Source organism: Paenibacillus sp. y28, assembly GCF_037137075.1.
GTDB lineage: Bacteria > Bacillota > Bacilli > Paenibacillales > NBRC-103111 > JBBBNV01.
This window is the reverse complement of sequence record NZ_JBBBNV010000004.1, coordinates 138,411-151,874: the sequence shown is the minus strand read 5'-3', so window position 1 is coordinate 151,874 and position 13,464 is coordinate 138,411. Positions and strand designations below refer to the sequence as shown.

Here is a 13,464-nt window from a genome sequence, read left to right as displayed (position 1 = left end):
GAGTTATTTTTAATTTTTTAAGATATGTCAATAAATCAGGATGCATGGCCGCGGCCGGGCAGCTAATTGTGAAATTGAAGAAAAAAAGCCTGCACGAAATGCGCAGGCCCTCAAGGAGTTTATATTTAAAAAGGGGGTCGAATTTATTATATCTCCCCGACATTAAGCCGACGTGATGGGTGCATTACAGTTGTATTACAAATGCAGGATTGAATAACTGCACACCTCCCGCACCCGCGGCTTTTTACTTGGACTGCCCTTTGACCGCATCCGTTAAATCCTTAAGCAGCATGTACGTATCGCTGTTCAACAGCTTTTGTTTATCTGCAATTCCGTCCACGGTGGCGTTGGTCAAAAATCCTTTTTGCTCCAGCTCGCTGACAGCCTGCCCGGCAGGTGTATTCCAGCCAAGTGTTGTCGTTATCATAAATGCTGCCTGCTCCAGCGTCAGCGGCGGCGTCTTTTTCGCATCCTCGCTCAGATTCAATGCTTTGCCGGCTTCAGCCGGATCACCCGGCAGCTTGCCTGTTGCCGCATGAACCTTGCGGGTGCCGTTCAGCAGATTTTCCATCCGCTTCACATTGGAAGGCTCTTCGTACTGGAAGTCATTGTTATATCCGCCGATAACCAGGCCCATGGAGACGACAGCCTTCAAGCCTTCATACGCTTTATGCTGCATATACGGCTGCGGCTTGACCGTATACGGCTCAAGCACCATGCCTTGTTCATTCAAACGCTTCTGCAGAAGCTCCACATCCGCCTTGGATGCGGTCAGCTCGCGGAACGTCATGTTCTTTTCCTGCACAAGCTTCGCAGCGGCGCCGGCAGCTTGTCCGGCAGCCATACCGACCGGAATTACCCGTGCGCTGCCATGCGGGAGCGTATCAAAGCTTGCAGCCTTGCCCACGACAAGCAGGCCATCGACCTTAAGCGGCACAATGCTGCGCAGCGGCACCGCGTATTTGGTCGGCTGCATCACAACCGCGCCGTTATCGGCAGGGCTGATACGCTGAATATCAACCGGGTAGGAGCCGAAGCCGATGCGGTCCCACTGATCGCGGTTTTCCAGCAGGTCAATCATCGTCAAGCGGTATTCGCCCTGAATATGCCGCGTTTCGCGCACATACAGCTCGGGAGCGGTATCATCCAGCTCCAGACCCGCAAATTCAGGATACAGCTTTTTCATGTAATCGATTACATGCGGAAGCTCTTTTTTGCCGATTTCAAAGGCACTCTGCCTGGAGGCGGCATCCGTTCCGTCAATACCGAATATTTGCAACGCATTTATCAGCATGGTGTTATCATTCTGGCGTCCAATGTTCAGACCGCGCATCTTGACACGTTCTTTATCCACCGCAGGATACTTCTGCATCTCCCCGTAGCCCCATGCGCTAAACTGGTTGGCTCCTGTTCCCGGGTCGCCGTCATCATTCATCCGCTTGATGACCTGCTGCCAAACCTCCGGGGTTACATTCTTGAGACGGAACACTAGTGTTACCGCCATCCGCGATTTCTTGTCGCCCAGATCCTCGCGCCCGAACGTGTACGGCACACCGCTGGCTGCGGCAATGTCGCCATCCTGTGTCGCATCAATGACGGTTTTGGCGGAAATTTTCATTGTTTTGCCGTCAGCGGTCACGACATTAATGCCTTCAATGCGGCTCGCCTGGCTGCCGCCTGCTGCCGTAACCACGGGATCGATCTGCTTCGCTTTCAGCACGAGATCGATATTTTTCTCTTGATGGACCAGACTGTAGAAAGCATTGGCGGCAGTCGTGATGTCAAACGAGTCGCCTTCCACCTTGTCATACCATTCAGAGAAAATCCCTTTATTCAGCAATTCTTCTTTTTGCCCCGGCAGCAGTGATTTTTTCTCCCGGTCATAGTTATGATCCAGGCTGTTCAGCCAGCCGACCGTCATCAGGCCGCCAAGAATGCTTCGGTCATGACTGTCGATGAGCAGCGTGGACATTCCGTTGCGTGCAGCGGATACGGCTGCCGCCACCCCTTCCGGGTCCGTTCCGACGACGATGACGTCGTAAGCTTCTTTTACATTTGCAGTGGTTTCAACTGGTGTCAGCACCTGCTGCTGCGTCTGCTGCGGGGGCTTGGTCAAGCCGATTTTCAGGCCGCTGCTGTAGCCTCTGAGCCACCATCCCCCAGCGCCGGCCGCTAAAGCGACAACAAGAACAACGAGTAATTGGACAAGCGTTTTCTTCTTAGCCATGTTTCCCCTTTTCTCTCCCATAATCTACATAATCACCTTAACTATTGATTATACGAAATAAATCACAATATGGTTTCAACTGCGTACGCTTCATCCAGCAGCTTTATTTTTTTGTCAATGTACTCCTTATAGGCTTGGTTATATACACCCGGCTCTTTCGGATTCGGAAAACGCTCCAGCCGCTGCGGTTCCCCGTCCGGCTTGTCTCCCAGCGGGAACAAAATTTTGCTGACCGCTCCGCAGCCCAGCCCGATAATCGTCTGGCGCTCCTCCATCATGAGGATATTGTACAAGCTTTCTTGTCCCTCAAAAGAGTAGCCGACATTTTCAAGATTGCCGAGAATGTTTTTTTGCCGGTACAGATAGTAAGGCACGTATCCGTGCGCTTCCGTCCACCGGATCGCCGTATCCATCATCTCCTGCACCTCGTCCCGCTCCGCGACTTCATAGCTATCCCGGTTTTTGGTCATTTTCGAGGCGCGCTTGAAGGACAAGGTGTGTACCGTCAGGGACTCGGGCAGCAGTTTTTCCGTTTCAGCCAGGGTATGCTCAAATTCCTTCATGCCTTCATTCGGCAAACCGATGATGAGGTCCATGTTGATATTGTTCAAGCCCATACTCCGGGCCAGCTTGAACTTCTCGATCGTCTCTTCCACGGTATGGTGCCGTCCAATCGCATCCAGCGTTTGCTGTGTGAAGCTCTGGGGATTAATGCTGATGCGGTCTACGTTCCATTTCTGCATGACGCGGATTTTGTCCTCGGTGATCGTATCCGGGCGTCCGGCCTCCACGGTCAGCTCCCGGACCCGATCCATCGCCGGGAAATACTCGTGCATGGTCACAAACAGCGCATCCATCTGCTCTGCGGTGATGCTCGTGGGGGTCCCTCCGCCCCAATAAATGGTCGTAATGCCCATCCCGTTGCTCCGCATCCACTCGCCCATAGCCCGAATTTCATAATGAAGCCCTTCCAAAAAGGCCTCTACCGACCCGTTATTGCCGCGGATGTCGTAAGCCGGGAACGTGCAATAAGCACACTTGGTCGGGCAGAACGGAATGCCGATATAAATGCTTACTTCCCGGTCCAGCCGGAATAAATCCGGGATAACGCGCAGCTGCCGCTCGGCAACGTCCGTCAGCAGCCGCACCTTGTCCTCCTTCAGCAGGTAGTCGTCCCGCAGCACCTGCATGCTCCGTTCCCGGCCCTGCTTCAACAGCATATTGTGCATCAGCTTGGTCGGACGAACCCCTGTCAGGGTGCCCCACGGCTGCTCCAGGCCGGTCGCCTCCTGCAATGTTTGCAGCATTGCTGATAGCAGTACGCGTTTTAACAGCCGCCTGCGTTCGTCTGAGCCCTCCGACGGGGCCGGCAGCAGCCGGGTTACCGCGTGCGCCCAGCCGGATTCCGGTTCGCTGCCAAACGCGTAAAACCCCGTTTCCACCAAGGCCTCCTGCTCCGCTCCGGGCTTGGCCGCTTCCGCTTTTACGCGCAAAGTTAAAATAAAATCCCCCTCCACTGCTTCGTCTTCCGGCACATAATGCACCTGTTCAAAAAACAGCTTCAGAAGATGGGTGATTTCGGTCTGATAATCGTCAAAGCCGTGTTTGTACAGCACGATGTTCAATTTCTTTTACCCTCCCCAAACGGGCTTTGCGGAAAATCCGTAAGCCAATCTAGGTCAGTTTACCATAATTCCGGCTTTGTTGACAAAACCGGTTTTGACTCGACATTGCCGGCGCTGTTCCGGGCGTATTTTCTTCTCTTCCGCTTTGCAGTGCCTCTTGCGGGCCGGTGTGCATAAACCGGTGAACGGTCTGCTGCAGCTGTTGTTCCCTTACGGATTGTCTCATGCAGGGTATCTTCTCCTAGTCCGATCCTGAATTTGTTCCCAAAGAACCTTTTTACTAGGATACCCGCCAGGGGAAAAAATATCCGTCCGCGCGCTGGCGGCAGGAAGCTCATGCTCACACAAAGAAGAAGCAGCCGCCTCGGCACAGTATCTGCTTCCATGCCCGGCGCTGCTTCATTTTAGTTGCTGTCTACAAGTAAGGTGACAGGGCCCCAATTGACAAGGCTCACGTCCATCATGGCGCCGAAGGAGCCTGTTTCCACATGCAGCCCGTGCTCCCGCAGCAGCTCGTTAAACCGCTCGTAGAGCGGCTGAGCCAGCTCCGGCCGGGCTGCAGCCATAAAGTTCGGACGGCGCCCCTTACGGCAATCGCCATACAGCGTAAACTGGGAAACCGACAATATTTCACCGCCGGTTTCCGCCACGGACTGGTTCATTTTACCGTCCTCGTCCTCGAAAATGCGCAGCCCCGCGATTTTATCCGCCAAATACTTCGCATCCGCTTCCGTATCCTCATGGGTCACACCAACCAGCAGCATAAGCCCTTGTCCGATTTGGCCGATTACTTCACCGTTTACGGTCACGCGCGCTTCCTTGCAGCGTTGTACAATAACTCTCACCGTATTGCTGGTCCTCCTTACAGGTCAATCGCAAAAAAGCACCGCAGCCTGGATGGCCTGTTCCCATCCCGTTCAGCCTCAGCCGCTGCAGCTTCCATCGTTTCGTTCGCCGCTTCTTCCCGCGCGTTTGGCGCAAAAAGCATGCGGACGAAAGCCCGGATTAGGTTTGCATAATACGCTGAACCGAATAGATGTCCTTCACGCGTTTAATTTTCTCCACCACAGACTGCAGATGCTCCAGGTTGCGTATCAAGATGGTCATATGGATGAGCACCATTTTGTTTTTGTCGGAACGGCCGGAAACCGCCGAAATGGTCGTTTTGCTCTCCGATACTGCTTGAAGCACCTCATTGAGCAGCCCACGCCGATCATGGCCCGTAATCTCAATCTCCACATGGTAGCTCGCTTCCACCGCGGATTCCCACTCCACCTCAATCATCCGCTCTTCCCCGTCGGCCGCCGGAATATTGGTACAGCTCAGCCGGTGAACCGATACGCCGCGTCCCCGGGTAATATAGCCGACGATGTCATCGCCCGGCACCGGATTGCAGCATCGGGCGAAGCGGACAAGCACATTGTCCACCCCTTTGACGCGCACGCCATGAGTCGGGCGGCTTTTCCGTTCACTGGAAGGCACCTTGACCTCTTTGACCTCATTCGTCAGCTCCAGTGCATTCGCCGCCGCTTCTTCCGATTCCTTCCGCAGCTTCTCTGTTAATTTGGTGCAAATTTGCGCCGCAGTGATTCCGCCGAAGCCGACCGCCGACAGCATGTCCTCTATGTCGTTGAAATTGTACTTCTTCGCAGCTTCCAGCATCTTATCGTCACTCATCAGGCCCGGCACATCATAAGCAAGACGCTTCAGCTCCCGCTCAATCAGATCACGGCCCTTTTGGACGTTCTCATCTCGCCGTTCTTTTTTGAACCATTGGCGGATTTTGGTGCGGGCATGAGAGGATTGCGCGATTTTGAGCCAATCCTGACTAGGACCATAGGAATGCTTAGAAGTCAATATTTCAACAATGTCCCCGGTTTTGAGCTTATGATCCAGCGGCACTATCCGGCTGTTTACCTTGGCCCCGATCGTGCGGTTGCCAATCTCAGTGTGGACGCGGTATGCAAAATCCAGCGGAACGGAGCCGGCCGGCAGCTCAAACACCTCGCCCTTTGGCGTAAAAACAAAGACGAGATCAGAGAAGAAGTCCATTTTCAGCGATTCCATGAACTCGGCCGCATCGTTTGTTTCCTGCTGAAGCTCCAAAATTTCGCGGAACAGCGTAATTTTCTCCCCAAAGTTGCCGTTCGGCACAGAACTGCCTTCCTTGTAGGCCCAGTGAGCGGCGATCCCGAACTCCGAGGTCCGGTGCATCTCCCAGGTGCGGATCTGTACCTCCAGCGGCTCTCCGCTCGGCCCGATGACGGTCGTATGCAGGGATTGATACATATTCGGCTTCGGCATGGCGATATAGTCCTTGAACCGGCCCGGCATCGGCTTCCAAAGCGTATGGATAATGCCGAGCGAAGCGTAGCAGTCCTTGATATTGTCTACAATGACGCGAATCGCCAGCAAATCGTAAATCTCATTAAATTGCTTGTTGCGGCTGGCCATTTTTTTGTAAATGCTGTAAATGTGCTTCGGACGCCCCGAAATATCGCCCTCTATGCCCATCTCCTCCAGCTTCCTGCGAATCGTGCCGACCACCTCTTGAATAAACTGCTCCCGCTCCGTCCGCTTTTTCTGCATCAGGTTCACAATCCGGTAATACTGCTGCGGGTTCAAATACCGAAGGGCGATGTCCTCCATCTCCCATTTGATCGTTGAAATCCCGAGGCGGTGCGCGATCGGGCAAAAAATTTCGAGCGTTTCGTCCGCTATCCGGCGCTGCGCCTCTTCCGATTGAAACTTGAGCGTCCGCATGTTGTGCAGCCGATCCGCCAGCTTAATCAGGATTACCCGAATGTCCTGGGCCATCGCTACAAACATTTTGCGGTAGTTCTCGTTCTGCTGTTCTTCCTTGGACTTGAATTTAATTTTCTCCAGCTTCGTGAGTCCGTCCACGAGCATCGCACAGGTCGGTCCGAACCGCGCATGCACCGTTTCAAGCGACACCGTTGTATCCTCCACAACATCATGAAGCAAAGCAGCGATAACCGACGTTACATCCATCTGCATGTTGACCAAAATATCAGCCACTGCCAGCGGGTGTAAAATATATGGTTCACCGGATTTGCGCACCTGTCCATGGTGAGCTTGATCGGCAAATTCATAGGCTTCTTTGATTTTATGCAAATCCTGCTCTCTCAAATATGCTGCTGCCTTTTCCAATAGCTGCTCTATACCCATGGCTTCTTTACCTTTCCTCCACCATCCTCAGTCGGGCTTCTGACAGCAGCCCCAATTTCCTGAAGAGATACTCATTTCTACTATTATGCCTTTGCCAAAGCGCTTTCGTCAACAAGGACAGCCCGCTTTCGCGAAAGATCGGGCTTTTTCGCAAGCGGGCTGTCGTAAATCAGATGCGTTGGAACAAATTAATATTGAATGAGCGTCTTCACGGGTACGCCGTCCAGCTTCGCCCGGCCGTCCAAATACGTCAGTTCAATCAGAAACGCCGCTCCGGCGACCTCGCCGCCGAGCTGCTTCACCAGACGCTGGCAGGAGCCGATCGTGCCGCCGGTAGCGAGCAGGTCGTCTGCAATTAACACGCGCTGGCCGGGCAGGATGGCGTCCTTGTGAATCGCCAGCTTGTCCTTGCCGTATTCCAAATCGTAATCAACCTCAATGGTTTCTCCCGGCAGCTTGCCGCTTTTGCGGATTGGCACAAAGCCGATCCCGAGATGGTACGCCAGCGGCGCGCCGATAACGAAGCCTCTCGCCTCCGGGCCTGCAATGACATCGATTTGCAAATCCTTAACCAGCTCGGCGATTTGTTCGATAGCCGCCTTGTACACCGGACCGTTGTTCAGCAGTGTTGTAATGTCTTTAAACCGGATGCCCGGCTGCGGGTAATCCAGAATAACCCGAATATGCTCTTTAAAATCCATCGTAAAAAAACCTCCTAAAATAATAGCAGCGATCCGTTTCCTTAGGAACGGCGCAGGCGCGCTTTGAACCAGTCGGCCAGTTCTTGGCCGGTCGTATAAATTAATGTGCGTTCGGCTTCCAGCCGCAGCTCGAGCTGCTGGTACAGCAAAGCCTCGGCCAAATCCCGTTTCGGCGCTTGTCCTGTGCTGACAACACGGCTGTGCAGTTTTTCTTGTTGAATAAAGCCAAGCTCCGTGAAGACATCGATGATAAACCTGACGGCCGCGGGCGAAATTTTGCATCTTTTGGCACAGCCGTCAATGATGCGCGGGTCCTCCTGCTTCCACTGTTCGACTTGACGTAAAAGAGCGTATACCGCTTTGAAGCTGTCCCGGCCCGGCAAAGCGGACGGAAATCGGCTGTTAGCGGAATCCTCCGCACGGCACAGCACATAAATACGCTGGACCCGGGAAGCTGAAGCCAGCATCTGTTCCAACTCGGCAAGCGCGGACGGCAAAGAAAAAACAGCAATATCCGTTGCCTGAGAAAAATCGTACGCCGATGATTGCTCCGCAGCAGCAGCCACCTCGGCCGCAGCTTCATGCTGCCCTGCGGAAGCCAGTGCTTGCATCCGCTCCGCCCCAAACGCCGCGATATGCAGCGGATATGCGCCGAATTGGGGAAGCGACCTTAAATGCTCTACGGCCGCCGTTACTCGCGCAGGGCCGTTAGCCGCCCCACGCCAATCAAACACCTGCACCTCTGTAACACGCAGGTCCTGAATCAGAATTTGCGGCTTCCGTTTCCCGTTCCACTCATTAATAGAAAGCTCCCCCAGCACATCAATACGAGCCGTAGGAGAAATGACATCCGACAAGCTTCCGCGTCCAAAAGCAAGCGCCTCAATGCCGCCCATTCCCTCCTGATCCTCTTCGGCAAGCACAAGCTTCAGATGCTGCTTTTCTTTTCCAAGCAGACGAGACTCGCTAATGTTCAGCCCGGTAAAGACGAAGCGCGGGGAAGGATTCCCCATGCCGTAAGGAGCCAGCCCGTCAGCCTGCGTGATGGAATGGACATTCACCTCGCTCAGCAAGCATTCGGCGTCCGCTTGAATAACCGGCATGAAGTCCTCCTCGTTCATCCACTCGGCAGCCAGCAGGTCCAGACGCTCCTGCAGCTGCGGCAACTGATCCTTGTGCAAGGTCATCCCGGCTGCAGCCTGGTGCCCGCCGAAATGATCCAGCAGATCGCTGCAGGCCGTCAGCGCTTTATACATATCAAATCCGGCAATGGAACGGGCCGAGCCTTTGGCCATGCCTGTCTCGGGGTGAATGCTGAAAATGAGCGTAGGGCGGTAATAGCGCTCAAGAACCTTGGAGGCGACAATGCCGATAACACCCACGTTCCACTGCTCTCCCGCAAGAACGAGAACCCGGTGGCTCTGATCCCCTTCCAGCTGCTTCAGTGCTTCAACCGTGGTTTCCTCGACAATTCGCTGCCGCTCCTTGTTCAATTGATCCAGACTTATCGCCAGCCTGCCGGCTTCATCCCGATCCGGGGTTGTAAGCAATTGAACCGCTTCACGGGCATGCTCCAGACGGCCCGCGGCATTAATACGCGGCGCCAGCGCAAATCCGACATGTGTGGAATTCGCCTCCCCGCAGTCAATGCCCGCCACTTCGAACAACGCCTCAATGCCAGGGTATTCGGTCTCCTGCATCCGGCGCAAGCCGAGCTTGACAATCGAACGGTTCTCATCCACTAGCGGCATCAAGTCGGCAACTGTTCCAATCGCGGCAAACTCCGCCAGCTCCTCCGGCAAACGTCCGAGCAAGGCCTCCGCCAGCTTAAACGCCACACCCACACCCGCCAGCTGCTTGAAGGGATATTCGCACAGCGGCTGCTTCGGGTTAATAATGGCGAGCGCATCCGGCAGCAGCTCAGGCGGCTCATGGTGATCCGTCACAATAACATCAAGTCCGATTTGCGCGGCAAACGCAATCTGTTCCACCGCACTGATTCCCGTATCCACCGTAATGATAAGCGAAACGCCTTGCTGCTTCGCCAGCTCAAGGGCCGCTGTATTCAGACCGTAGCCCTCGGAAACCCGGTGCGGAATATAATAGTCATAGTGGGCGTCAAGCTGCTCCAGCAGCATCAGCATCAGTGATGTGCTGCTCACGCCGTCGGCGTCATAGTCGCCGTAGACGCGAATCTTTTCGCCTCGCTCCAAGGCGGTCTGAATCCGCTCCACGGCTTCTTTCATGCCATGAAGCAGAAAAGGATCATAAAAATGACCCTGTCCGCTGCTAAATAAATTTTGAATTTGTTCATCGTCAGTAATGCCGCGTACGGCAAGAAGCTTGGCAAGCAGCGGCTCCAGCTTGTGCTGCTCCGCCAGCTGTGCGGCCAGCTTCTCATCCGCAGCAGGCAGGTCCCAACGGGCTTTGGAAAAAAGCACGGGGCTGCCTCCTCATTTACACCATAACCAGGATGGCAAAATACAATTAAAAAATTAATGCAGAACCGGCGAATCCGATGCCTGCGGAGCCGGTCCGCTTTTGTAAGGAAAACCCGGGTCATACGGATTGACATGAATGAAAACATCCGATACATGGCTAAACTGCTGCATAAGCTGATACTTTACGGATCTGGCGATATCATGGCCTTCCATGACGGAAATATGCGGGTTAACACTAATTTTAGCATCTACAATGACATAATGGCCGTGCTCTCTGGCCCGCAGCGAATCCACGGTAATGACGCCCTTTACATCCTGAACCGCTTTAATCAGCTCTTCCGAATCCTCATCATGCAGCACGTGATCCATCGTAGAATGAATGGAATCCCGTACAAGCTTATAGCCCATACGAAGTACAATTAATGCCACGATAACTCCGGCTACAGGGTCAAGCAAATACAGCTGAGGGATATTGAGATATTGTCCCGCCACCGCGCCGCCGATACCGACCAGCGCCGCCAGAGACGAATACACATCCGAGCGGTGATCCCATGCGTTGGCGATGAGTGCCTGGCTCGAAAGCTTTTTGCCCATCCTGAAGTTGTATTGAAACAGTAATTCCTTAACAACCACAGAAATCCCGATTGCAATTAGTGCGTACCATTTCGGAGCCGAATCAACCCCGTTGTAAATTGTTTTGATGGATGCAATGCCTATTTCCAATCCAACCAGCATGAGCAGCACAGAGACAATTATGGCGGCAATCGATTCCGCTTTGCCGTGACCGTATGGATGATCCCGGTCCGGAGGAAGCTTCGCCGCGCGAATTCCAATCAGCACCGCGATGGAGCCTACAACATCGGAGGCCGAATTGGCCGCGTCCGCAATAAGCGCCTTGCTCCCTGCCATCATTCCGACAACGCCTTTCATCAAAGCCAAGAGCAGGTTGCCGATAATTCCCGTCCATGCCGCCAATTGAGCCTGCTCAAAACGTTTTTCTGTCATGCGGACACCCCTTTATCTAACTTGGCGCCAGAAGCACCGTCTGCAGGCCTTGACCGTGTCTTAATTTTTGACCGGAGCTGCGGACGCTCTTTTCAAGCTATTGCGTTTGAGCAACAGCCAGAGCTGGGCTGCGATAAATGTGGAGGAGTAAACCCCGCTGATGAGACCGAAGGTCATTGCCAGCGAGAACAGCTTAATCGATTCACTGCCCATAATAAGCAGCAAAATGGTGGCAATAAACACCGTAAACACCGTATTGATGGAACGAGTCATTGTCTGCCAAATACTGTCGTTGACAAGCTTCGATAAATCTTCAAACGTTTTCGTTTTGGAGAACCTCATGTTTTCCCGAATCCGGTCAAATGTGACGATCGTATCGTTAAGTGAGTAACCGATAATGGTCAGGATAGCCGCGATAAACGTAAGGTTGACCTCCAGCCTCAGAATCGAGAACAAGCTGATCACGATAAAAGCATCATGCAGCAAAGCAATAACCGCCGAAATCGCAAACCGCCACTCAAAACGGATACTGACATAAATGATAATCCCGATGCTGGACAGCGCTACAGCGTAAATCGCCTTCAAGCCCAGCTCGCGGGCAATGCCCGGGTCCACCGTGTTTTCCTCATGAACGATGTTGTCCCCGTAAGCCTGCTTGAACTGGTTGATAATTGTATTAATTTCATCGGTATTCAACACCCGGTCCAGACGTGTCGTGGCACGCGTGTTGTTGTCACCGCCAAGCGTAACGGTCGCTTCATAACCGGCATCGTGGAAAATCTGCTCCGCCTTCGCTTTATCAATGGACTGGGCCGCTGTAATGTCCAGCGAGGTTCCCGCCTTGAAGTCAACGCCGTAGTTCAAGCCGAAAATCATCAAAAACAAAATACCGAGAATCGTAATTGCAATGGAAAAGCTAAACGCGTATTTCCGGTATTTGACCACATCAAACTGCCATTTATAATGCACGAATTTCGGCCTCCTTGACTCCAAAATAACCCGGCTTTGTCACAATGCGACCGCGGATAAGCAGGTCAAGCAGCAGGCGGGCCAAGAATACGTTCGTAATGAAGCTGATCAAAATACTGAAAAGCAGCGTAAGCGCGAACCCTTGAATTGATCCTGTGCCATAGAAATACAACACCGCGCACACCAGGATGGTCGTCAGGTTGGCGTCCAAAATGGTACGGAACGAGTTTTTAGAGCCTGCTTTAAGTGAGGATGTGATCGATTTGCCGCTCCGCAGCTCATCCTTGATGCGCTCATACGTAATAATGTTAGCGTCGACAGCCATCCCGATCCCGAGCACGAAGGCTGCGATACCTGGCAAGGTGAGAGTCACATTCATCAGGTTGAACACGCCAAGCAGCATCCATGAGAACGTAATTAGCGTAATAGAAGCAATAACTCCCGGCACACGATATACGACAATCATAAACAGCAATATCAGGATCGACCCGATAATGCCCGCTTTTACAGTCTCCTCCAGTGACTTCAAGCCAAGCGTCGCGCCGACGGACTGGGTATATTTCTCTGTCAGCTTAAGCGGCAGGGCGCCCAGATTGATTGTTGCTGCAAGCTCATTGGCCTCGGCATAGGAGTAATTGCCCGAAATGGTTGCTTTGCCATCGCTCAGCACCGCCCGCACCACAGGCGCGGATAGCTGCTGCTCATCCAAATAAATGGCAAGCGGCTGGTTGAGCAGACGCTGGGACACATCGCGCAGCTTTTCCTTGTCATTTACTTCAATGTTAATGACAGGCGTATTCGTTTGCGGGTCAAAGCTGACCTGCGCCGCGCCTTCTTTGAAATCGCTCCCAACCATTTCCTTTGTCCCATCCGGGCCACGGAATGTCAGCTCGGCCGGTTTTTTCAAAATTTCACGAACCTTGTCCGGGTCCGTTACACCCGCAATACGAGCCCGGATACGATCTTCACCCTCCGGTGTAACCTCCGGCTCTTCCGCGCCGGAAGAGTTCGCGCGCTTCTCCAGGCTTTTTGCAGTTTCCCGCAGTGAATCTCTTGTTACAGGCTTGCCCGCTTCAATCGGTTCCGCCACATACAGGATTTCAAACCCTCCCCTTAAATCAAGGCCCAGCCGTACGTTTTTAACCAGCTGTGGGGTGGTTAGTCCAATTGCGGCTAAGATAACAACCACAATCAGGGCAAATAGTGTAACACGTTTCCCATCCATTCAGAGCCTGTCTCCCTTCGATACTCAATATTCCCATTATACTCAGCCGCAAAATACGAGTCAATTTGCACAAATTTTGCGT

The 13,464-nt window shown here is 53.2% G+C and carries 10 protein-coding genes; all 10 read right to left on the bottom strand.

All coding sequences use genetic code 11. The features are described 5' to 3' along the window. Positions 1-244: 244 nt before the first annotated feature. Complete coding sequence (locus WBG83_RS06250) at positions 245-2,227, bottom strand: FAD-dependent oxidoreductase (protein WP_336743643.1); 1,983 nt, start codon at positions 2,225-2,227, stop codon at positions 245-247. 62 nt (positions 2,228-2,289) lie between these two features. After that, positions 2,290-3,852 carry a coproporphyrinogen III oxidase gene (locus WBG83_RS06245; RefSeq protein WP_336743641.1) on the bottom strand — a complete coding sequence of 521 codons (1,563 nt, stop codon included), beginning with the start codon at positions 3,850-3,852 and terminating at the stop codon, positions 2,290-2,292. Between the two features lie 49 nt (positions 3,853-3,901). Continuing rightward, the gene (locus WBG83_RS06240; protein WP_336743639.1) at positions 3,902-4,078 is read right to left on the bottom strand and encodes a hypothetical protein; all 177 of its coding nucleotides are present in this window, start codon (positions 4,076-4,078) and stop codon (positions 3,902-3,904) included. 178 nt (positions 4,079-4,256) lie between these two features. Beyond that, positions 4,257-4,697: a D-aminoacyl-tRNA deacylase gene (gene dtd / locus WBG83_RS06235; protein WP_336743637.1), complete on the bottom strand. Its 441-nt coding sequence runs from the start codon at positions 4,695-4,697 to the stop codon at positions 4,257-4,259. Positions 4,698-4,857: 160 nt separating this feature from the next. After that, the gene (locus WBG83_RS06230; RefSeq protein WP_336743635.1) at positions 4,858-7,041 is read right to left on the bottom strand and encodes a RelA/SpoT family protein; all 2,184 of its coding nucleotides are present in this window, start codon (positions 7,039-7,041) and stop codon (positions 4,858-4,860) included. A 188-nt stretch (positions 7,042-7,229) separates the two neighbouring features. After that, positions 7,230-7,742: an adenine phosphoribosyltransferase gene (locus WBG83_RS06225; RefSeq protein ID WP_336743633.1), complete on the bottom strand. Its 513-nt coding sequence runs from the start codon at positions 7,740-7,742 to the stop codon at positions 7,230-7,232. 41 nt (positions 7,743-7,783) lie between these two features. Further along, positions 7,784-10,183, bottom strand: a complete 2,400-nt coding sequence (gene recJ / locus WBG83_RS06220) for a single-stranded-DNA-specific exonuclease RecJ (protein ID WP_336743632.1) — start codon at positions 10,181-10,183, stop codon at positions 7,784-7,786. Positions 10,184-10,237: 54 nt separating this feature from the next. After that, positions 10,238-11,188: a cation diffusion facilitator family transporter gene (locus tag WBG83_RS06215; RefSeq protein WP_336743630.1), complete on the bottom strand. Its 951-nt coding sequence runs from the start codon at positions 11,186-11,188 to the stop codon at positions 10,238-10,240. Between the two features lie 60 nt (positions 11,189-11,248). Then, complete coding sequence (gene secF / locus WBG83_RS06210) at positions 11,249-12,157, bottom strand: protein translocase subunit SecF (RefSeq protein ID WP_336743629.1); 909 nt, start codon at positions 12,155-12,157, stop codon at positions 11,249-11,251. Further along, complete coding sequence (gene secD, locus WBG83_RS06205; RefSeq protein WP_336743628.1) at positions 12,147-13,382, bottom strand: protein translocase subunit SecD; 1,236 nt, start codon at positions 13,380-13,382, stop codon at positions 12,147-12,149. Before secD ends, secF begins: the two co-directional genes overlap by 11 nt. Between the last annotated feature and the right edge of the window lie 82 nt (positions 13,383-13,464).

Bases quoted from the DNA above. Each gene is read 5' to 3' on its own strand.
- WBG83_RS06215 (WP_336743630.1), bottom strand. From the start codon at position 11,188: ATGACAGAAAAACGTTTTGAGCAGGCTCAATTGGCGGCATGGACGGGA.
- secD (WP_336743628.1), bottom strand. From the start codon at position 13,382: ATGGATGGGAAACGTGTTACACTATTTGCCCTGATTGTGGTTGTTATC.
- WBG83_RS06250 (WP_336743643.1), bottom strand. From the start codon at position 2,227: ATGGCTAAGAAGAAAACGCTTGTCCAATTACTCGTTGTTCTTGTTGTC.
- WBG83_RS06230 (WP_336743635.1), bottom strand. From the start codon at position 7,041: ATGGGTATAGAGCAGCTATTGGAAAAGGCAGCAGCATATTTGAGAGAG.
- WBG83_RS06240 (WP_336743639.1), bottom strand. From the start codon at position 4,078: ATGAGACAATCCGTAAGGGAACAACAGCTGCAGCAGACCGTTCACCGG.
- WBG83_RS06225 (WP_336743633.1), bottom strand. From the start codon at position 7,742: ATGGATTTTAAAGAGCATATTCGGGTTATTCTGGATTACCCGCAGCCG.